This is a genomic window from Vibrio sp. 1874, assembly GCF_033344395.1.
GTDB lineage: Bacteria > Pseudomonadota > Gammaproteobacteria > Enterobacterales > Vibrionaceae > Vibrio > Vibrio alginolyticus.
This window is the reverse complement of record NZ_JAWPOR010000019.1, coordinates 19,409-40,692: the sequence shown is the minus strand read 5'-3', so window position 1 is coordinate 40,692 and position 21,284 is coordinate 19,409. Positions and strand designations below refer to the sequence as shown.

Genomic DNA, 21,284 nt, shown 5'->3' with positions numbered 1-21,284 from the left:
AACCAGTTATAAGCGTAGGAAAGGATCTGTTAATTCTCAAATATATAATTTAAATGAAGTTTTGAGAGAACTTACAAAGTGCCTTGAGATTTAGAATGACGAAATGTTAATTGTTTGTAAATAGTGCAATTCATGGACAATTTGGTGCATCAGAACAATCAATAGAAGAGTGAACAATACAAAAGAATAAAAAGTTGTTATTAAAACTGTCATTAGCTGAGCAAGGTGAAGTTCAGTAAAAATTCAAACAAAAATTATTTGTGATACCGAAACAGGGTGATGAGCTTGCCCTATTTTTGGTAGCATGGTCTACAACAGCTAATTAGAGTAATCATGGATTGAAATGCGATATTTTCCTCTGTTCTTAGATTTAATTAATAAACCCGTTCTCGTCGTGGGTGGCGGTGAGGTGGCAAGCCGAAAGGTGGAAGCGTTGCTAAAGGCTGGGGCGGATGTGACTATCGTTTCTCCGACGTTGGTTGATTTTCTGTCTAAGCTTGCTTCTGAGCATCAACTGCGCTGGGTACAACGTTTCTATTCGAGTGACATTGTCACTAAAAGCTTTGTTCAAGTGTGGGCGACGACAGACAATCCTGAGCTAAATCACCAAGTGTACAAAGATGCCAAAGAGCTAGGCATCTTGGTTAACGTTGTGGATGATAAGCCTTATTGTGATTTCATCACGCCGTCTATGATTAATCGTGGCCGCATCCAAATCGCTATCTCTAGTGGTGGAGCTTCGCCAGTTTTAATTCGAAACATCCGTGAAAAACTTGAATCGATACTGCCACAAAACATGGGGTTGATGGCGGATTTTGCTAACTCAAAGCGAAACTCAATTAAAGAGGCGCTGCCTAGTGTCGATTTACGCCGCAAGTTTTGGGAGCAATTCTTCTCGAATCCCGAAGTGGAAAACGCGCGAGATAATCGTGAGTTAGAAGCAATTTACCAAGCGACCATGGCAACACCCTTAGATGAAAAGGGAAGTTGTACTTGGGTTCATGTTGGGAAAGATGTTGAGATGTTGCCAATAAAAGCCGTACGCTATATGCAACAAGCGGAGCTGGCTCTGTACTCAACTCGATGTGAAGCGAATGTGTTAGAACTAATACGAAGAGATGCAGAAAGAGAAGCTTTCTCGAGCGCTGCTGAGCTTTCGGATATGCTGGCCAAGGCTAAAGCTGAAAAGCTTCGAATTTGCGTGTTCATACCACAAGGAACGAGCGAATTCGTATTGCTGCAAGGGCAGGACTTAGTTATCTAGCAATGCCAAATGCTAAAAGTAGATACGTAGTTCGTTACACTAAAGCCAATAAAAAACGCCAGCGGATTATGCGCTGGCGTTTTTATTTACTTCTCAGATTGATTAATCACGGAAGTTGTTAAACTGGAATGGGATACCCATCTCTGCTTCACGAATCGCTGCCATTGTCGCTTGCAGGTCGTCGCGTTTCTTACCGGTAACACGTACTTTGTCGCCTTGAATAGAAGCTTGTACTTTTAACTTTGCGTCTTTGATAAGTTTCACTACTTTTTTCGCCGTTGGAGTATCAATACCTTGGCGGAAAAGCAGAGTTTGGTGCCAGTTTTTACCAGTAACGTCTGGGTCTTGTGCATCCATTGCGTTCGCGTCAATGTTACGCTTCGCTAAGTGGCCGCGTAAAATGTCGCGCATTTGCTTAAGTTGGAAGTCACCTTCCGCAGACATTTTTACGTTTTCTTCTACTAGCTCAAAGCTCGCATTTACGTTGCGGAAATCGAAACGAGTAGACAATTCACGGTTAGCGTTATCAACGGCGTTACGTAGTTCAACCGTATCGATTTCAGAAACAATATCAAACGATGGCATGAAGATTCCTTGATTATTTTGTTATAGGGACTTTCGGGACTTAACAGCGCTTGCCAGCATATCTAGCATTGTAGCAGTGTCTTCCCAACCTAGGCATGGATCTGTAATAGACTGACCATACGTTAGGTTATTGATGTCAGTCATTGGCTGATTGCCTTCAAGAATAAAGCTTTCTGCCATGATACCCGCAATACGAGTGCTGCCTGACTTAATTTGGTTACAAATGTCCTGAGCTACGTCGATTTGTTTTCTGTGTTGCTTCTGACAGTTTGCATGGCTGAAATCCACAACCAAACGTTGTGGCAATCCAAACTCAGCTAAAGCATTACATGCTTGTTTGACTGATGCTTCATCAAAGTTAGGGCCTTTTTCTCCACCGCGCAGAATAATATGACCGTAAGGGTTACCACTTGTACGGTAAACCGTCATTCGACCGTTCTTATCTGGCGAGTAGAAGTAATGCGATGCTTTCGATGCGCGAATTGCATCAATTGCAATTTTTACGTTGCCATTTGTGCCATTTTTGAAACCAACTGGGCAAGATAGTGCCGACGCCATTTCACGGTGAATTTGTGATTCCGTTGTGCGAGCACCAATCGCGCCCCAAGTGATCAAATCCGCGATGTATTGGCCGGTGATCATATCAAGAAACTCAGTAGCAGTCGCAAGACCGAGCTTGTTGATATCCAGTAGTAGTTTACGAGCTTTATGAAGACCAGCTTCAAGTGCGTAAGAACCATCTAGGTTAGGGTCCGTAATCAAACCTTTCCAACCAACTACTGTACGAGGCTTTTCAAAGTAAGTACGCATCACGATAAACAGTTCGTCTTTGTACTTGTCTTGGATTTCACTCAGGCGAGTGGCGTAATCAATGGCAGCTTCAGTGTCGTGAACAGAACACGGACCTACAATCGCAAGAAGGCGATCGTCTTCACCCGATAAAATGTTTTCAATCTGACGACGAGATTGAGCGATACGGTCTGCAACGTCATCCGTAATAGGATGTACACTACCTAGCTCTGCTGGGGTAGGCATTGGACCCAAAGGTTGGGTTCTCAATTCATCTGTTTTTATAGGCATGTTATAGCTTTATTCTCTATTGCGAAGGGGTAAAGATAACGGAATTACAGGCAGGAATAAACCGTTTCACGGGAATCTTCGCCAGGAAATACCGAATTGTATACAAAGGTGTAGGTATTCATTTAAATGACTTATGTATAAATGACAAAACTTGATCATTAAATCAATATATATACATTTGAATTTATAACCATTTTATCTATCTCGTTGTAAGGTAATCTAAGTAACTGCGATAAACTTCATACCTTACGGGTGACGCCGTCACTTTATGAGGGTTAAATAACTCGTGAGATCGAGCTTTTGTTAACATTTCTTTGACATCTATTTCTTTCGTTGATTAACTGGTCTGACTAGATTGGTAAGGAGACCAAAATGTTATCAGCTCTACGTCGTGCGAATTTGTATCTAAATCTGTTTGGCTTTTCGAAAGTGCCGCTGATTTGGCTTTGCCACCCTAAAATCATTGCGATAGATAGCAAGCATGTTGAGGTTCGTATCCCATTGCGCAGAAGAACGAAGAACCACCTGAATAGCATGTATTTCGGCGCTTTAGCCGTTGGCGCTGATGTTGCTGGTGGTTTTCTTGCTATGAGTAAAGCGCAAGAAAAGGGAGAAGCGATCTCGCTAGCATTTAAAGGTGTGAAAGCCGAGTTTTTAAAGCGCCCGGAAGCCGATGTGCACTTTGTTTGTAACGATGGTCATGTCATTGATGAGATGCTCGAGCACACCTTGGCAACGGGTGAACGAGTAAATCGTGACGTAAAAATTGTCGCGCTGTGTCCTAACTTACATGGTGACGAGCCAATGGCTGAATTCTCGCTTACTCTTTCGATAAAAAAAGCAGCCCAACAAAGAAAAGAGGCTGCTTAGTGGTTTGTGGCTCGTTTGTTTAAAGGCGTTGGCTTAATTGAGTTCAATCTTCTCGATAGAGACGATTTTGGAGCGATTTAAGACCACTTTCCAGCGGTAATAAACAGGCTCATCGGTGTGGTTGTCCTCTTTGACAATCACATTGAGCAAATGACGTTTCTCTACTGACTCTTTGGTTACTTGACCTTCATTTAAACGATAAACTCGGTTTGAGCTTTTATCCATCAAGCGGATGATAGGGCGTAAACTGATGTTCAATGTTTCTCTCGTTTGTTCGTAACCACTCAAGAAAAGAGAGGTCGCCATTTCGGTTTTCTCGTGATAATGAAGAATCTGCTCTTCACGTTGCACGACGCGTTTTTTACGTATTCTTTGAATCTTATCCGGCAAGCTACTTAAGGTACGATAATCGAGCCACTCCAATTTTTTGCCAACCACTTTTTTCGTCGTTGGATCAACATACTTCTTACGCCATTTTGGCTTGCCTTTACGGATCCATCGCCACATGGCATCGCGTAAATCATCTTTAAAGATTTCTCGTAAAGCGTAAATAAAAGACATCGCAATAATGAATGAGGCAGAAATTTCCCCCAGATAATCGCGAGCGAGAATCACGGTCGAGGTCACGACAACCATAACTAAACCGGTTGCAATGCCTTTGATTGCACGCTTGATGTTGTTACCCATCGATATGGTTTCTTCACGAAGCACGATAGGGTGTTCAATCAATCGCCTTAGCAAGCGCATTTTGTTAGATAGGCGAGTAACGTCTTCAACGACTCTTGATGAGTTGTATTTGTTGAGTTTACGATGGGCTTGCTCTTTCTCACATAGCGTGATCAGACGCTTTTTGATCGTGCCATAGTCGCCTTCACGTGGTAGATGGGCCACCAGTGACAGGAACTTTTGCTCGGTATACCAAGACAGATAGTTATCGATGTTAACGTAGTAGCGTTTTAAGTTCTCTTCATAAGGAATAGAACGCCGCAAGCGCTTTAAGATCTCAAGCGTGAGCTCGATAACTTCGTCCACTTCATCTTCCGTTACGGAGTTGTTCTCATGCTTGTTTAAACTTGCTACCGCTTTGTCTAGCGCGATAACGTATTGGTAAGCGAACAAACTCAAACTTACTCGGTATTGCTGATTCGACAGGCGTCCACGTTTGGCAAGTCGACTGTGTACTAGCGGAAGAAGGATTTCAGTACTGTAATAAGATCGTTGCTGTGTGATTGAGGTGTAATAAAATTCGGATTCACTGATGATATCGGCGTTTAAACCAAGCTCACCAGGTATAAAAAAGTAAATATCTAGGTCGACACTTTTGCTCTTTGCGAGTGCATGACTGATTTTTAATGTTATTGAGTCTTGTTTATCGACGGTGACCAAAGAAAGCTCCTGACTTTGCTAAAGCATTCTTAACTTATGCGTTCCGTTGAGCAGGTAAGTATAAGAGTGCTAAAAGAGTGACTGGGGCATATAGCTGAACGACAACAGCATAACAGAGCACTATGCTTTTCTCTCTGATTTTCTTGTTAGTTTAGGTATAATTCCACGTAAATTTAAAAAGAGACAAAATCAATGATTAAAATTGGTCAAATTAACAGCTTAGAAGTCATTAAAAAGGCTGATTTTGGCGTATTTCTGGATGGCGATGATTACGGTTCTGTTCTACTACCTAGTAAGTATGTACCAGAGGGTACTGAAATTGGTGAGTATGTAGACGTATTTCTGTACTTCGATTCAGAAAGCCAACTTGCTGCGACCATTGAAAGACCAATTGCCCAAGTGGGTGAGTGGGGTTTAATGAAGATTGAGGGTGTGAATGCGACAGGTGCTTTTGTAAATTGGGGCATCAAAGAAAAGGACTTACTGATTCCTTTTAGTGAGCAACGCACTCGCTTCTCTGCCGGACAAACCATTTTAGTGTATGTTTATACCGACAAAGCGTCAGGTCGCATTGTTGGTACGACTAAGTTCAATAAATGGTTAGATAAAACTCCAGCGAATTATGAAGTTAACGAACAAGTTGATTTGATCATCGCAGAGCGTAGTCAACTTGGTTATAAAGCTATCGTTAACGGTAAGCATTGGGGCATGATTTTCCCATCGGATGTTTTTGGTAAGCTTTACATCGGTAAAAAGCTGAAAGGCTTTATTAAGCACATTCGTGAAGATGGTAAAATCGACCTTGCTCTACAAAAAGTAGGTGTGGCGAAAATGGACGATCTTTCTAGTAAGATCCTTGACCTGCTAGAGAAGAAAGGCGGATTTTTGCCTTTGAATGACAAGTCGTCTCCTGAAGCGATTTTTGATGCTTTCCGCACAAGTAAAGGGACTTATAAAAAGACCATCGGTGGCTTATACAAGCAGGGTAAAATTGTCATTGAGAAAGACGGTATTCGTCTAGCGTAGTCCAAACTCACGTATAGCGGATCTACAGCCAAAAAAACGGCCCAAACTTTTCCTTTTTTTGGGCCTAGGGGAAACGGCTCCGCAGAGCCTGCGCTAAACTTGTCCAACAATAATTTTGTTGGTGAACATAGAGAGAAATGCCACATCAAAGCATTACTTTGATACAACTAGTTTAGTACAGCGTGTCCGGATCGCTAGCGAGCCCACTTGCTTTCATACTTACGAATTAAAAAGCCATCGCAAATACGATGGCTTTTCATTTATTTATGGTTCGTTACGTCTTTTAAAATAAGTTCTTATCTCGTACTAATTCGCGAGGAAGACCATTCTTTATTCGGTTGCTTACCCACTTGCCAAGGCCAATAACTGCGCCTTGATAGGTGACAAGCACTTCGCCTTTACCTGTTTTCATTCCCTCAGGAATGGTTTGTGGGCGAACATCACGCCCCATGTACCATTCGCGCGCTTCTTCAATACTGAGTTCAATGGCGTTGCTTTCAGAACCTGTCGCCAGGGCAGTCGCGACTTGGTGTTGCCAACGGTAGCCATTTTTATGGGCTTCCGCGATCTTTATACCCATACGGGAGAAGCGTAATTCGCCGATCATCGCTTCTAAAGCATTAGGGAATAACCAGACATCTTTATCGCGAAGCCATACAGAACTGTCATTTGGAAGTTTAATACCTAACGCGCTTTGGAGTTGTTGAGCAATTTCTGTCGATTCTTTTTTTGAAGTTTTAACAAAGGGGAATTTCCCCATGCGCTTTTTGACTTCTGGCGCCTCAACAGCAGCCAGTTTGCGAATTCTTGCAACAAAGAACCCTTCACAGTCGTAGACCTGTGGGAAAATATGCAAAAAGCCTTCTTCAGTTAGAGCTGCCTCTGCGTTTTCAAACAAGTTCTCAAGGCTTTCAAACTCTACAGCATCCCCAAAGGTTTCTTTCAAGTGTTGACAAACTTGTTGGTTTTCTTCTGTACTGAGCGTACATGTTGAGTAAACCATCACACCACCGGGCTTTAATGCATGGAAGGCGCTTTCAATAAGATCTTTCTGTGTGTCAGCGATGTCGAGTACGGAAGCTTGCGTCCAGTTTTTCATCGCATCTTCGTCTTTGCGAACGGTGCCTTCTCCAGAGCAAGGCGCGTCGAGCAAAACCGCATCAAATTGTTCTGGTAGCCAACCGCCAAAAACGCGTCCATCGAAGTTACTTAGTGCGGCGTTACGTACCCCACAACGTTCCACATTAGCGTGCAGTACTTTTACACGACTTGCGGCGTATTCATTGGCCACAAGTACACCTTCGTTGTTCATTAAAGCTGCAATTTGAGTGGTTTTTGAGCCTGGAGCGGCTGCGGTATCTAACACGGCATCGTAAGATTCATCATTCATAAACAGAGCAGATACCGGCATCATCGAACTGGCTTCTTGAATGTAGAATAAGCCAGACATGTGTTCTGCTGTGTTGCCTAATGGTACAACTGACTCATCCGCTTCAATCCAAAACCCCGTGTCACACCAAGGCACAGGAGAAAGCTTCCAGCCTTTTGCTTCTGCTCGTTCTAGAAACGCTTCAACACTGATCTTCAACGTATTAACTCGAATACTTTTGCGCAGTGGCTTTTGGCACGACGCGATAAAGTCTTCCATGTTGAGGTGAGCAGGAAGGATAGTTTGGATTTTTTCCAGAAACGCGTCTGGGATGTAAACATTAGGATGCAATGTGGGATCTCGTTTGCAGAATTTGTGGCAAATAATATACGAAAGCGAAGCAGAAACGAATAGTGACAAGGGCCGAGCGATAAAAAAGAGCAGCGATTGCTGCTCTTTTAAAGTGATCAAACTTCAATTTTACGTGAATTGAGCTTTATTCTACGGCTTCGGAATTGCTGTACGCCATTGAGTCCAACCTTCTTCAGCTTGTGGATACAAAAAGAAAGATTGCCCACTCTTTGCCGCTGGTGGAATAGTCGATTGCTCTGGCGTTGAAAACGCAATTCCTCCGCGAACTAAACTATCAAAGGTTCCCGCTTTGATGTTAGCGCCGGTAAGCCCGATGGAAACATCTACTCCTGAAACATTCCAGAACACACTGTTTTGACGAACGAGGTAAGCATATTCAGGCTGTATTTTGATAGTCGTGACGATGCGATCAGCAAATTCTCCTAGGCTTACGTCGGTCACTTGGCCAACTTCCATCTGGCGGTAAAGAATAGGGGTACCGACTTGTACTGAGCCTCTTTGTTCACTTTGTAACGTAAACATGATTCCATGCACGCGTTCTGAACTATTTTCTAATTGAAAATCAAATTTAGCTTTACCTTTACCTGGTTCAACACTGATGGATTTCGACACCAACGCCCCGAGGTTTTTAACGCCACCTAAACCAATTTCTGGTTCAGTTAGCCCAAAATGTGAGCCTTCAACCGCAATGTTTTCTACGTATTCAGGTAGGATTCTTGCAGTGACTTCAACCATGTTACGACGAAAATTCGGTACAACCAGAGTGATTTCACCAACTTTAACACCTTGATATTCAATCGGCATTCCTTTAGCAATCTCTTGCGAACCGTCGGTTTCTAAAGCAATGACGCGCCCAAACTTGCGAGCGGTTTTTTGATCAGAATACAGCTTCCAGTTTTCTCCGATTTTGTTTTCAACGCCTGGCACGGAGTCAAAAGCGATGCCACCTTCGATTAACGACTTCAAAGGGTGTGCTTTCACACTGACGCCAGCTAATGATGCATCTATCTCAATCCCTGAACGATTCCAAAAAACGGTTTGTGGCGTTACAAGATAAGCGAAGCGGTTTTCGATAGTAGCCTTAATTAGTACTCCGCCATCAACTAGTTGGAAATCGGAGACGTTACCAACTGGAAGATTACGATAGAGTAGAGGACTGCCTTTGGAAATCGGCGGCAATTCAGAAGCAAATAGTGTTAGCGCCCTAGAGCCATTTTGATTGTACTGCGCCAATTCAGCCAATGATTCATTTTGGAACAGTTGATACTCTTTTTGAATATCCTGCTTGCCTTCGCTCACAAAACTAATTGACCCGGTTAACAACTGCTTTGCTGGAGGAACGGTAACGCTGAGCCCCGATTCAGTTAACTCTGCTGATGCACTGCCGGTTACATAAAAACGATTGTTTGATTTGATCAGATGTTTGTATTCATGGTCAATCAATACATCCATAAATACTTCGTGTTGTGATTTTTTATCTTCCTTAACTAGGCCCACTTTGATGATTGAACCAACAACGATGCCTTTATAAAGTACATTGGCACCGCTATCTAGGCCAAACGAATTGTCGGACACCAACCGAATCGCGATGGACTTTTCTTGCTGTTGGTTAAACACGTTTTTACGAATGGCAGTAAAGCGGCGAGAGCGTTCACCCGCGCCCGGCACGATCGTTAAGAAGTTTCCTCGCACTAAATTAGCAATGTTTTCAACACCAGAAAGGGACACTTTTGCTTCTTCTAAAACAAATCGAGTACCTGTCGTCAGCATGTCACTAAAAGCGGGTTGAATTGCCGCTGACGCCAATATCACTTCTCGACCTTCGGAAAGGCTCAAGTCCGTAACTTGGCCAATTTCGATTCCGCGATACATAATTGGAGCGCCTTCTCCGCTTATCTTGCTGTCATCAGGTAGGACGATTTTAACCGCGATGCCTCGACCAGCAGTTTTCAAATCTTTATACAAACGGAACTCGGTGTTCTCTTCTACAGGCTCACCATCATCCGGAGAGTCGACGGCGATGGCGCCACCTAGGAGGGCACTCATGCTTTCTAGTCTTACATCGACACCTTCAAAACCGATGCTGGCACCAATTCCACTGACGTTCCAGAATCGACTGCGGTTGTTAATGATATGTCGGTATTGATCCTGAATGTTGGCTTGAATAGTGATAGATTTTGCATCTTCATCTAGCTGGTAACTGTACACTTCACCGATTGGGATTTTCTTATAAACAATTTGAGAGCCAACCGATACACCACCTAAATCACGGCTTTTGAGCTTAATATTCAAACCTTGAGAAACACGTAAATCTGTTGGGGCAGAGTCTAACGCATGGAATGTTGTCTCAAACTCTTGACCATCTCCGGGTTGAATCGAGATGTAGTTACCTGAGACGAGCGCATCCAGTCCGGAAACTCCCGTTAGGCTAGCTGTTGGTTTTACTAACCAAAAGCGTGTTTTATCGTTCAGTAACTTTGCAGCTTCAGGATAGATATCAGCATCGACATAAATACTGCCGAGATCTTCGGTGAGGTTAATGTCTCTTACCATGCCGACTTCTAATCCTTGGTAACGGATAGTGGTTCGGCCGGCGACAAGACCAGCGGCATCAGAAAAATAGATTTGCACTCGTTGTCCTGCATCGTGTATCGACTTCACTACAAGCCAGCCAGCTAAGACCATGGTCAAAATTGGCAACAGCCAAAGAGGAGATATGCCTTTACTCCGCTTTACATCTGGTACGTATGACGTTTGAGAACTGTTCTGATCACTCATTCATTGACTCTTTTTCTGATTGTTTTGGGCTTGTTTGGTCCCAGATTAGCCTTGGATCAATACTTTCTGCTGCAAGCATGGTCAACACTACGACAACACCAAATGCTACCGCGCCATATCCTGGTGTGAAATCCAGTATCTGACCACGATCGACTAACGTCATCATGATAGAAATAACAAACAAATCCATCACAGACCATTTACCGATCCATTTAACAACAAAGTAAACCATCATTCGTTGTCTCTTAAACACCGAACGTTTGAATTGGATGCAAAGCATGATGTAGGCGAGCCCAAGTATTTTAATCACCGGGACAACAATACTGGCAACAAAAATGATCGCAGCGATTCCATACATGCCGCTTTTTACCAAACCAGCCACGCCTGAAAAAATAGTGTCCTCCAAACGCTTACCATTGGTAAGCAAGATGGAAATAGGGATCAGGTTAGCGGGGAAGATGGCGACCGTTGCTGCGATGAGGTAAGCCCATGTTTTCTGAATGGAGTTTGGCTTGCGATGATATAACTCGTGATGACAACGCTGGCAATGGTCACCTTCAGGCTGGGACAAGTGGCATTCATGGCAATGCACATCTTTATGCTCAAAAGCATATAAACTTTCTGGTTTCCAAGCTTCCCAATAACGACGCACGCTGATTCTTGAAACTAACAAAACGGTAAATATCTGCAAAAGAACCAGACCAATTAACCCTGGGCCGACGAAAATGTCGGAATAATCTTGGAGTTTAAAACAGGAAATGGCGATGCTAACTAAGAACACATCCAACATAACCCAATGCTTCAAATGTTGAATTAGCCACAGTGAGATACGAAGCCCACGGAACCATCGTTGATGTAAAGAAATATGCGCCGTTACCACTGAAACACAAACCGTCAGTGGCGCTAGAGAGCTACAAAATAGAATGAGCAATGAAAGAAGAACAAATCCTTCTTCCATCAATGTGATCATCCCTGAAGGCAGGGTTGCCGGAATCATCACACCAAAGAGTCGGATGCTAATAAAGTTAAAAAAGTGCGATGGAATAAATAGTAGGATGCAGGTTATCGCGACGGCTAGATTACCAGAGAGGCTAGGGCTACCTCCGCGATATAATTGTGTACCACAACGAGGGCAGTGTGCATTTTTGCCATGGGGTAAGTCGACGATGTCGACAGGCAATTCACAACCTTGGCACAGACGTACGTTATTGGGTTGCATGGCGTGCTTAGACAGAGAGGTCATAACGACCTCTCTAGCTTGAACGATTTAAGCGTGGGACTGTATGCCCCCATATAAGGTTTGATATAAGCCTTCTTGCTCAACTAACTCACCATGAGTACCTGTTTGCGTCACTTTCCCATCTTCAAGCACGTAGATCAAATCGGCTTGTTTCACAGCGGATAGTCGGTGCGCAACGATTAATGTTGTTCTACCACGTAAGAACTCGGTCAGTGCTTTGTGTAAAGCCGCTTCAGTAGCGGTATCTAACGCAGACGTGGCTTCGTCTAAAATAACAAATTGAGGATTACTCAGCACCATTCTAGCAATGGCAAGCCGTTGTCGTTGACCTCCTGACAAACGAATGCCATTACGACCAACTTGAGTATCCAAGCCGTGGTTCAGTTGAGAAATAACATCTTGCAGCTGAGCCACTTCAAGCGCACGCCAAAGTGACATTTCGTCAAAATCCCCACCAAGCGTTAGATTATGCCTCAAGGTGTCGTTAAATAGTATAGGTTGCTGTAATACCACGGCAATTTTGTCGCGAATTACTTCAAAACCAATATCTTCTGTTAATTCATCATTAAAGCGAATGCTACCGGAGTTTTGACGGTAAACCCCAATAAGTAATTGTATCAAGGTTGACTTACCACCGCCGCTTGCACCAACTAACGCCACTTTCTTTCCTGCCGGCATATGTAAAGAAAGATTATCTAGGACTTTGTTTTCATTATTGTAAGAGAAATTAATGTTTTCTACTTTAACATCAACTTCTCTACCTTCTTTGAAAGGATTTACCTTAGAAACCGGTCTCTGCTCTTCTTCTAACTCTAATAAGTCGTTGATGCGTTTTAATGCCGCTTTAGCGCTATACCAAGAAAACTGAATCCCAAGCAACTCTTGAACAGGAGACAGCATGAACCATAGGTAACCAAAAACGGCAAATATTTGGCCAATAGTAAGGTCACTGAACATGACCATTAACATTGCTACAGCTCTGAATAATTCAAAGCCGATCAAAAAGAGAAGGAAAGATACGCGACCAGCAGCTTCAGATTGCCAAGCATACTTGTCTGCATCAACGCGAACTTGGTTCGCACTGTCTTTGAGTTGCTGGAGAAATTCTCGCTCTTTATTGGCCGCGCGTAGTTGGTAGATTCCATCTAATGTTTCAACTAAACGGTTTTGGAAAATTTCAAAAGAATGATTTTCCTTCCGTTTCAGATGTTTAACCATACTGCCTAGTTTACGTGAGAAGTAAATGACAATAGGGTTAACTAACAGGATAAACAGACCAAGTCGCCAATCGAGCCAAAGTAGAACGATAGCAGTACCAATAACAGTCAGAAAACTGATAACGAATTTTGCTAACGTAGAACCAATAAATTTATCAATGGTCTCAATGTCAGTGATAAGGTGTGCGTTGATTCCTCCGCTACCTTTGGTTTCGTATTGTCGGATGCTGATACGGCCGAGTTTGTCGATCATTTTACTGCGCATCTCAAACGTGATGGTTTTTGAAACAAGCGTAAATTGTCGGCTTTGAAGGATATTTAATCCTTGGCTCGCAGCTCGCATAAGAACAACCAAGAACAGGGTGAAGAAAATATAGCCTGTCGGAGTGTGCCACGCTTCAGGGAGAATGGCATTCATGGCATCTAAACCTTTTGCAGGTTGGTCCAATAAGACCTCATCAACCATCAAAGGCATGAGGAGGGGAATTGGAACACTAATCAAGGTTGCAAGCACCGCTATCAAGTTCGCTATGATCAGCTTGGACTTGTGCTTTTTTACTTGTGTTATCAACCAAGAACGGCTAATAGTGTCATTTTTCAGAAGCATTGTAATTGAGAATAAGTCCTATTATAAAGTAGGGCTGCATTTTAGCGCCATACATTGAGAATGGAAGCTTTTATAGTAAGTAGGAAGTTAATATGAACTTAGAACAATACCAAAGACTAACCAAACAAGCTGTTGCTCTAATTGAGTCTGAACCAGACTTTATTGCGAACCTAGCAAACTTGAGCTCATTGCTTTTCATGGAACTTGACGATCTTAACTGGGCAGGCTTTTACCTAACAAAAGGTGAAGAGCTTGTTCTTGGTCCGTTCCAAGGAAAACCAGCTTGTGTTCGTATCCCAATGGGTCGAGGCGTCTGCGGTACTGCTGCACAAACTAATACTATACAAAGAGTATACGACGTTCACGAATTTGAGGGGCATATTGCGTGCGATGCAGCGAGCAATTCAGAAATTGTGATTCCATTTTCTATTAATGGAAAGGTGGTTGGTGTACTTGATATTGATAGTCCAAGTATTGGCCGATTTAATGAAACAGACGAAGAAGGTCTCACTCATTTCATGGTTGAAGTAGAAAAGCTGCTTAATTCACACGCGAACGACGCATAAATTAGCCTTCGAGTGTGGTTTTTCCTTGGCATGTCACTATAATACGAGAATATTTTTTCTTAATGCTCGCGGAAATCCGCTCAAATCAGGACCCCTCATGACTGAAAAGTTAAAAAACAGCAAAGAAGTTATTGCATATATTGCTGAATGTTTCCCTAAGTGCTTTACTTTAGAAGGTGAAGCAAAACCTCTGAAAATTGGTATTTTTCAAGATCTTGCGGAACGTCTAAATGAAGACGAAAAAGTAAGCAAAACACAGCTTCGTGCAGCGTTAAGACAGTACACTTCATCATGGCGTTACCTACACGGTGTAAAACCAGGTGCAGTACGTGTAGACCTAGATGGCAACCCTTGTGGTGAGCTAGAAGAAGAGCACGTTGAACACGCGAAAGCGACACTTGCAGAAAGCAAGGCGAAAGTTCAGGCTCGTCGTAAAGAACAAGCACAAAAAGCTCGTGAAGAGGGTAAGGCGAAAGCGAAACCTGCGGCTAAAAAGCCTCAACAGCCTCGTCGTACTAATAAACCAAAAGTACAAAAACCAACTAAGCCTGTAGAAACGCGCGCTCTAAATGCTGATGAAATCACAGTAGGTAACGCAGTTAACGTGAACATGGGCAAAGGAAACATGGCAGCGACCATTGTTGAAATCAATAAGGATGATGTACGTGTTCAACTTGCTAACGGCCTACAAATGGTTGTGAAAGCGGAGCACTTGCGCGCATAAAGGAGATACTCCTACGCATGAATTGCCGTTCAAAAGTGACCCTGATTGCTGCTAGCTTATGGCTAGCAGCATCAGCTCAGGCTCTTGAAGCCAAACTACATAAAGATGACCTGCCGGTTCTTTCTCCTGAAGTTCAGCATGAAACAGCTAGCAAACGAGTCACCTCGCGATTTACCCGCTCTCATTATAAGCACTTCAGCCTCAATGATGATTTCTCTAAAGCGATCTTTGAACGCTATGTAGAGTTGCTTGATTACAATAGAAATATTTTCACTCAAGCAGACATCGATTCATTTAAAAATTGGTCAGTCGAGCTTGATGATCAGCTTAAATCGGGCAACAACCAAATTGCTTTTGATGTTTACAACCTCTCAATGCAGAAGCGTTTCGATCGTTTTGCTTATGCGTTAACTCTACTCGATGAAGAGATCAAGTTTGATACCGATGACGAGATAGAGTTAGACCGCTCTGAGGCCGCATGGCCAAAAGACGAAGCAGAGCTCAACGAGTTGTGGCGCAAGCGTGTGAAATATGACGCGTTAAATCTGAAACTGACTGGCAAAGAGTGGCCAGAGATTAAAGAAGTTTTAGAGAAGCGTTATAACAACGCGATGAAGCGCATCACACAGACCAACAATGAAGACGCATTTCAGTTGTATATGAATGCCTTCGCGCGACAGGTTGACCCTCATACAAGCTACCTTTCTCCACGTAATGCCGAGCAATTCCAATCGGAAATGAACCTTTCTCTAGAAGGTATCGGCGCCGTTTTGCAAATGACAGACGATTACACAGTAATTCGTTCACTTGTTGTTGGCGGTCCGGCCTCAAAGAGTAAGCAACTTGGTGAAGGGGACCGAATCACTGGTGTTGGACAAGACGGTGAAGAAATTGTCGACGTGATCGGTTGGCGTCTGGATGATGTTGTTCAGTTAATCAAAGGCCCTAAAGGCACAAAGGTTAATCTACAGATCTTGCCAGAAGGTAACGATGCGAAGAGTTACATTGTCACAATTGTTCGTGACAAAGTTCGCTTAGAAGATCGTGCAGTTAAGTCAGAAATCATCGAAAAAGACGGTAAGAAGATTGGTATTTTAGAAGTACCAAGTTTCTACGTCGGCTTATCGAAAGACACCGATAAATTACTAGCTGAGTTGAAAACCAAAAACGTTGACGGCGTAATCGTTGATCTACGCAACAATGGCGGTGGTGCGCTAACAGAAGCAACGGCATTGACAGGTTTATTCATTAAAGAAGGTCCTGTAGTTCAAGTTCGTGACAGCTATGGCCGCATCAAGGTGAATGCCGATACCGATGGAAAAGTGAGTTATGATGGCCCATTGACGGTATTGATTAACCGCTACAGTGCTTCAGCATCTGAAATTTTTGCAGCGGCAATGCAAGATTATAATCGTGCAATCATCTTAGGTGAAAACTCTTTCGGTAAAGGTACAGTTCAGCAACATCGTTCACTGAATCATATTTATGATCTGTTCGATAAAGAGCTAGGTTATGTTCAGTACACGATTCAGAAATTTTATCGTATTGACGGTGGAAGTACGCAAAATCGTGGTGTTGCACCAGATATTTCGTACCCAACGCCAATAGAGGCTTCTGAAACAGGTGAAAGTGTTGAAGACAATGCTTTACCTTGGGATCAGATTGATAAAGCACAATATCAAACGTTTCCAAGTAACGACGCCTTAGTTGAAAAACTTACTGCTCTTCATAACAAGCGTATTTCTGATGAAATGGAGTTCCGCTTTATCAATGAAGACATCGAGAAATATCGTAAAGAAAAAGACGATAATACTTTGTCTTTGAACGAAAAAGTTCGTAAAGCTGAATCGGATAAAGCGGAAGCCCTTCGATTACAACGCATAAATGAACGTCAAGTTGCTTTGGGTAAAAAAGCATTCAAAACATTGGATGACATACCAAAAGACTACGAGGCTCCTGATGTTTATTTAGATGAGTCTGTCGCGATTATGGTCGATCTACTTAAGCAGGAAAATCAGTCATAATAACTGGCAATTTAGAATAAAAAGAGTGAGTCTTTCAGATTCACTCTTTTTTTATGCCTTTTTGTCTTCCGCTGTCTCGATATCGAGCAAGATATTCGCTTATTTTCCCCCAATAATTTACGTGATCTACATCTAAAATTTCGCGAAAGTGAGGACTACTGGCTAAGCTAAAAGAAAACGATAAGGATGCCGATATGAAGTGGTTCTTTATTTTACTTAGCTTTTGCTGCTTTAGTGTGTTTGGTGGAGAAAACACCAGAGAAGATGAATTAAGTCACTTTGACACGCCGTTTCTCATCGGAGACTGGTATTTGATGAACCCAAACCCCGAAGAGTCGGCTGAAAACTTTCGTGCGATCAAACTCTCATTAGGTTCTGACTACAGCTTTTCTATTGATATTCAAAAGAAAGACTATTCCGTTGACCATTGGGAAGGGCTGTATAACGCAAATGAAGACACCATCGTTCTTGGTTTAAACACCGACGAGCCTCAAATTTATGCCTATCGCAACAACCATAATACGCTTGATCTTAATGGTGTAACGTTCACTAAAGGATTATCTAATTCACTTGCAGGTATTTGGTCTAGCTCTCACGTATCTGGCGACGGTCTTGTGGCCAACAACATTAATCAGATGGATTTGATACTTCAACCTGATTTCGTGTTCATGTTTAGGGTTTCGAACGAAGAAGGGGATGAGTCCATCAAACAAGGTGTGTTTTACACAGAAGATGAGTTTTTGGTTCTGCTGTATGAAAATGGCGAGCATGGAACCACGTATAAGCTCAACAAGAATGAGCTAACGATCGAAGATTCCAATGGTGATATGTACGCCGTACTCAATAGAGTTACGCCATGATGCCTTTAACATGCGCCAAATTACGCGTGCGTACGGTAAGTCATTAATGTTGTTTAAATGTTAATCAAAAAACGGAGCTAGAGCACTAAAAGCTCCGTTTTTTGATGGAAAGACTTGTATTCTGATACCACAACCCCTACAAATAGCTTATATAGTGATACCAGAACTGCATTTTTGATCATGCAGTCTGGTATTTTTGTTGTTCGACATACAAGGATTTATGCTCATGTCTCAAGCTCCCCAGGCCAAATATCGTAAAGATTATAAAGAGCCATCTCATGCGATTACTGATATCGATCTTACTTTTGATCTATATGACAATGACACAATCGTTACGGCGGTATCAAAAGTTGCTCAAAAAGGCGATACAACAACGCTAGAACTCGATGGCGAAGGGCTTGAGCTACGCGCTGTAAAAGTAAATGGTGAGGATTGGGCTCATCACGAGGTGAAGGAGTCGTCGCTGGTACTGACCGATCTTCCATCCGAGTTTGAACTTGAAATCGTCACCAAAATTGATCCTGAAGCGAATACAGCACTCGAAGGTTTGTACAAATCAGGCGGCGCATTTTGTACTCAGTGTGAGGCTGAGGGCTTCCGCCGTATCACGTACTATCTAGACCGTCCGGATGTTCTAGCAAAATACACAACAAAAGTGATCGCAGATAAAGCGGTTTATCCATATTTGCTGAGCAATGGTAACCGAATTGCAGAAGGCGATGCAGAGAACGGTCGTCACTGGGTTCAATGGCAGGATCCGCATCCAAAACCAGCTTACTTGTTCGCCCTTGTTGCAGGCGACTTTGATGTATTGCGTGACAAATATACAACGATGTCAGGTCGCAGTGTTGATTTAGAAATCTTTGTTGATAAAGGTAACTTAGATCGTGCAGGTCATGCGATGACATCGCTGATCAACTCGATGAAGTGGGATGAGGAACGCTTTGGCCTGGAATACGATCTGGATATTTACATGATCGTTGCTGTTGATTTCTTCAACATGGGTGCAATGGAAAACAAAGGCTTGAACATTTTTAACTCAAAATATGTTCTGGCGAACGATCAAACTGCGACAGATCGTGACTATTTAGGTATCGAAGCTGTGATCGGTCATGAGTACTTCCACAACTGGACTGGCAACCGTGTCACTTGTCGTGACTGGTTCCAACTAAGTCTAAAAGAAGGCTTAACCGTATTCCGTGACCAAGAATTCTCTTCTGACTTAGGTTCTCGTGCTGATAACCGTATTGATAACGTACGTATTATTCGTGGTCCTCAATTTGCGGAAGATGCAAGCCCAATGTCTCACCCGATTCGTCCTGACAAAGTCATTGAGATGAATAACTTCTACACGCTAACGGTGTATGAAAAGGGCAGCGAAGTTATTCGCATGTACCATACACTCCTTGGCGAAGAGGGCTTCCAAAAAGGAATGAAACTTTATTTTGAACGTCACGATGGTACCGCCGCGACGTGTGAAGACTTTGTTTCTGCAATGGAAGATGCCGCCGGTGTTGATTTAAAACAGTTCCGTTTGTGGTACAGCCAATCGGGTACACCAACGATACGCGTAAATAGCGAATACAACGCTGATGCAAAAACTTACGCACTAACGGTAGAGCAATTTACGGAGCCGACGCAAGACCAAGCAGAAAAACAAGCGCTGCATATTCCGTTCGATATCGAGTTGTATGATTCGAAAGGTCGAGTTATCCCACTGGTGATTAACGGTGAATCTGTTCATAACGTGCTGGATATTAAACAAGATAAGCAAACGTTCGTATTTGAAAATGTCGAAGAACAGCCAGTGCCATCTTTGTTGCGTGAATTCTCGGCACCAGTCAAATTAGAATACGATTACAGCGATGACGAGTTAGTCTTCTTGATGAAGCACGCAACGAACGATTTTTCTCGATGGGACGCTAGCCAAATGCTATTGGCTAAATACATTCGTCAGAATGTGAAAAATGTTCAAGCGGGACAAGAAGTATCGCTTTCTGAAGGTGTGATAGATGCTTTCCGCGGTGTGCTGTTGGATGAAACGCTTGAGCCAGCTTTCATTGCTCAAGTTTTCTCTATGCCTTCAATCAATGAGATTACTGGTTGGTACCAGCAAATTGATATCGATGCCGTAGACAAAGTGCTAAACAGCATTACAGTGTCACTTTCTAAGGAATTAGAAGATGAGCTAAGTGCAACTTATCACACGCTTAAGCAAACAGAGTATACGATCGACCATGCTGCTATTGGCAAGCGTGCTTTACGTAACCGTTGCCTTCAGTACCTAGCATATACGGAAAAAGGTAATGATTTAGTCAACGCGCAGTACGCATCTGCAAATAACATGACAGATACGATTGCTGCGATGAGTGCCGCAAATAACGCTCAGCTCGAGTGTCGTGAAGCACTTATGGCTGATTATAGCGATAAATGGAAGCACGATGGTTTGGTTATGGATAAGTGGTTTGCACTTCAAGGTAGCAATCCTGCAGAGGATGCTCTTGAAAAAGTAAAAGCAACCATGAACCACGAAGCATTTAGTTTGAAAAATCCGAACCGTACGCGCAGCTTAATTGGCTCGTTCTTAAGTGCGAACCCTGTACGTTTCCATGATAAATCCGGTGTAGGTTACCAGTTTGCCGGTGAAATTCTTCGCCAACTAAATGATTCGAACCCACAAGTAGCTTCTCGAATGATTGATCCTTTGCTTAAGTTCCGTAAATACGATGAAGCTCGCCAAGCAATGATTCGTGCAGAACTTGAAAAGCTCAAAGCAATGGATAATCTTGCTAAAGATCTATTCGAAAAAGTGACTAAAGCACTAGACGAATAGTAAACAACACAATAGGGTGGTCATTAAGACCACCTTATTTGTTTATGTCACTTAGTTTTCACTTCATGAACTATTACTACTTCAATCTCAACATTTCATATCAAACGTTTTTATCTCATTATTCTGGTGCGGCAAGTGTTGTTCAAGTTGTCACACACAACGGTTTGCGTTTGCAGTTACCCGCCGCGAGATTTAGACCATTTCTTAGTCAATTGGGCGTTAGAGGCCAGTTTAGACTAACAACTGACCAAAATAATAAGTTTCTTAAGTTAGAAACTCTGTGATGTATTGTATTTGCAGAGAGTTAAATAGGAATCTTAGTCACAGAATCGGACATTTCACCTCTTACCACTACGATTAGTTGTTAAACATTTGTAATTATGCTTTTACAATGGGCACATGCATTACCTATGCTTAGTTTCTAAGGTAACAGCCTAGCTACTAAGTCCCCCTACAAAACAACAATTCTAATGTGGAGTGTGA

Annotated in this window: 16 protein-coding genes; 9 read left to right on the top strand and 7 right to left on the bottom strand. The window is 42.7% G+C overall.

The genetic code is table 11. The features are described 5' to 3' along the window. Positions 1-343: 343 nt before the first annotated feature. The gene (locus R8N46_RS21575) at positions 344-1,264 is read left to right on the top strand and encodes a bifunctional precorrin-2 dehydrogenase/sirohydrochlorin ferrochelatase (RefSeq protein ID WP_005390199.1); all 921 of its coding nucleotides are present in this window, start codon (positions 344-346) and stop codon (positions 1,262-1,264) included. A 102-nt stretch (positions 1,265-1,366) separates the two neighbouring features. Here R8N46_RS21575 and R8N46_RS21570 read toward each other — a convergent pair whose 3' ends face one another. Next, positions 1,367-1,849, bottom strand: coding sequence for a YajQ family cyclic di-GMP-binding protein (locus R8N46_RS21570; protein ID WP_005377415.1), 483 nt, complete (start codon positions 1,847-1,849; stop codon positions 1,367-1,369). Between the two features lie 21 nt (positions 1,850-1,870). After that, on the bottom strand, positions 1,871-2,929 hold the full coding sequence (locus R8N46_RS21565; RefSeq protein ID WP_064368433.1) for a 3-deoxy-7-phosphoheptulonate synthase: 1,059 nt from the start codon (positions 2,927-2,929) through the stop codon (positions 1,871-1,873). A 372-nt stretch (positions 2,930-3,301) separates the two neighbouring features. Here R8N46_RS21565 and R8N46_RS21560 point away from each other — a divergent pair, with 372 nt between their 5' ends. Continuing rightward, the gene (locus R8N46_RS21560; protein WP_005377418.1) at positions 3,302-3,799 is read left to right on the top strand and encodes a DUF4442 domain-containing protein; all 498 of its coding nucleotides are present in this window, start codon (positions 3,302-3,304) and stop codon (positions 3,797-3,799) included. Between the two features lie 33 nt (positions 3,800-3,832). Here R8N46_RS21560 and R8N46_RS21555 read toward each other — a convergent pair whose 3' ends face one another. Then, a complete protein-coding gene (locus R8N46_RS21555) occupies positions 3,833-5,185 on the bottom strand; it encodes a hypothetical protein (RefSeq protein WP_005377421.1) in 1,353 nt (450 codons plus the stop codon). A gap of 192 nt (positions 5,186-5,377) precedes the next feature. On the opposite strand from R8N46_RS21555, the gene R8N46_RS21550 reads away from it, so the two are divergent. Further along, a complete protein-coding gene (locus R8N46_RS21550) occupies positions 5,378-6,211 on the top strand; it encodes a S1 RNA-binding domain-containing protein (RefSeq protein ID WP_054576876.1) in 834 nt (277 codons plus the stop codon). 283 nt (positions 6,212-6,494) lie between these two features. Here R8N46_RS21550 and rsmF read toward each other — a convergent pair whose 3' ends face one another. From rsmF to R8N46_RS21530, 4 genes are all read right to left on the bottom strand, one after another. Further along, positions 6,495-7,931, bottom strand: coding sequence for a 16S rRNA (cytosine(1407)-C(5))-methyltransferase RsmF (rsmF, locus tag R8N46_RS21545; protein ID WP_115386004.1), 1,437 nt, complete (start codon positions 7,929-7,931; stop codon positions 6,495-6,497). 150 nt (positions 7,932-8,081) lie between these two features. Beyond that, on the bottom strand, positions 8,082-10,730 hold the full coding sequence (locus R8N46_RS21540) for an MlaD family protein (RefSeq protein WP_318098542.1): 2,649 nt from the start codon (positions 10,728-10,730) through the stop codon (positions 8,082-8,084). Next, entirely contained in the window at positions 10,723-11,973 is a 1,251-nt protein-coding gene (locus R8N46_RS21535; protein WP_005377429.1) for a paraquat-inducible protein A, read from the bottom strand. The genes R8N46_RS21540 and R8N46_RS21535 overlap by 8 nt, the downstream gene beginning before the upstream one ends. Positions 11,974-11,997: 24 nt before the next feature. Continuing rightward, positions 11,998-13,794: an ABC transporter ATP-binding protein gene (locus R8N46_RS21530; protein ID WP_033905326.1), complete on the bottom strand. Its 1,797-nt coding sequence runs from the start codon at positions 13,792-13,794 to the stop codon at positions 11,998-12,000. A gap of 92 nt (positions 13,795-13,886) precedes the next feature. On the opposite strand from R8N46_RS21530, the gene R8N46_RS21525 reads away from it, so the two are divergent. The 6 genes from R8N46_RS21525 to R8N46_RS21500 all read left to right on the top strand — a co-directional run bounded on the left by R8N46_RS21525 (position 13,887) and on the right by R8N46_RS21500 (position 21,085). Then, positions 13,887-14,360, top strand: a complete 474-nt coding sequence (locus tag R8N46_RS21525; protein WP_005377433.1) for a GAF domain-containing protein — start codon at positions 13,887-13,889, stop codon at positions 14,358-14,360. A gap of 97 nt (positions 14,361-14,457) precedes the next feature. Continuing rightward, the gene (gene proQ, locus R8N46_RS21520) at positions 14,458-15,084 is read left to right on the top strand and encodes an RNA chaperone ProQ (protein WP_005377435.1); all 627 of its coding nucleotides are present in this window, start codon (positions 14,458-14,460) and stop codon (positions 15,082-15,084) included. A 17-nt stretch (positions 15,085-15,101) separates the two neighbouring features. Then, the gene (gene prc / locus R8N46_RS21515; RefSeq protein ID WP_017634279.1) at positions 15,102-17,108 is read left to right on the top strand and encodes a carboxy terminal-processing peptidase; all 2,007 of its coding nucleotides are present in this window, start codon (positions 15,102-15,104) and stop codon (positions 17,106-17,108) included. Positions 17,109-17,302: 194 nt separating this feature from the next. Next, positions 17,303-17,968 carry a hypothetical protein gene (locus R8N46_RS21510; RefSeq protein WP_005377438.1) on the top strand — a complete coding sequence of 222 codons (666 nt, stop codon included), beginning with the start codon at positions 17,303-17,305 and terminating at the stop codon, positions 17,966-17,968. A 226-nt stretch (positions 17,969-18,194) separates the two neighbouring features. Continuing rightward, a complete protein-coding gene (gene pepN / locus R8N46_RS21505) occupies positions 18,195-20,801 on the top strand; it encodes an aminopeptidase N (protein ID WP_318098541.1) in 2,607 nt (868 codons plus the stop codon). A gap of 65 nt (positions 20,802-20,866) precedes the next feature. Beyond that, complete coding sequence (locus R8N46_RS21500) at positions 20,867-21,085, top strand: DUF2835 domain-containing protein (protein WP_005377440.1); 219 nt, start codon at positions 20,867-20,869, stop codon at positions 21,083-21,085. Positions 21,086-21,284: the final 199 nt, after the last annotated feature.

What these genes read in the sequence shown, in the direction of transcription:
- R8N46_RS21575 (WP_005390199.1), top strand. Translation starts at nt 344, where the DNA reads ATGCGATATTTTCCTCTGTTCTTAGATTTAATTAATAAACCCGTTCTC.
- R8N46_RS21570 (WP_005377415.1), bottom strand. Translation starts at nt 1,849, where the DNA reads ATGCCATCGTTTGATATTGTTTCTGAAATCGATACGGTTGAACTACGT.
- R8N46_RS21565 (WP_064368433.1), bottom strand. Translation starts at nt 2,929, where the DNA reads ATGCCTATAAAAACAGATGAATTGAGAACCCAACCTTTGGGTCCAATG.
- R8N46_RS21560 (WP_005377418.1), top strand. Translation starts at nt 3,302, where the DNA reads ATGTTATCAGCTCTACGTCGTGCGAATTTGTATCTAAATCTGTTTGGC.
- R8N46_RS21550 (WP_054576876.1), top strand. Translation starts at nt 5,378, where the DNA reads ATGATTAAAATTGGTCAAATTAACAGCTTAGAAGTCATTAAAAAGGCT.
- R8N46_RS21540 (WP_318098542.1), bottom strand. Translation starts at nt 10,730, where the DNA reads ATGAGTGATCAGAACAGTTCTCAAACGTCATACGTACCAGATGTAAAG.
- R8N46_RS21535 (WP_005377429.1), bottom strand. Translation starts at nt 11,973, where the DNA reads ATGACCTCTCTGTCTAAGCACGCCATGCAACCCAATAACGTACGTCTG.
- R8N46_RS21530 (WP_033905326.1), bottom strand. Translation starts at nt 13,794, where the DNA reads ATGCTTCTGAAAAATGACACTATTAGCCGTTCTTGGTTGATAACACAA.
- R8N46_RS21525 (WP_005377433.1), top strand. Translation starts at nt 13,887, where the DNA reads ATGAACTTAGAACAATACCAAAGACTAACCAAACAAGCTGTTGCTCTA.
- proQ (WP_005377435.1), top strand. Translation starts at nt 14,458, where the DNA reads ATGACTGAAAAGTTAAAAAACAGCAAAGAAGTTATTGCATATATTGCT.
- prc (WP_017634279.1), top strand. Translation starts at nt 15,102, where the DNA reads ATGAATTGCCGTTCAAAAGTGACCCTGATTGCTGCTAGCTTATGGCTA.
- R8N46_RS21510 (WP_005377438.1), top strand. Translation starts at nt 17,303, where the DNA reads ATGAAGTGGTTCTTTATTTTACTTAGCTTTTGCTGCTTTAGTGTGTTT.
- pepN (WP_318098541.1), top strand. Translation starts at nt 18,195, where the DNA reads ATGTCTCAAGCTCCCCAGGCCAAATATCGTAAAGATTATAAAGAGCCA.
- R8N46_RS21500 (WP_005377440.1), top strand. Translation starts at nt 20,867, where the DNA reads ATGAACTATTACTACTTCAATCTCAACATTTCATATCAAACGTTTTTA.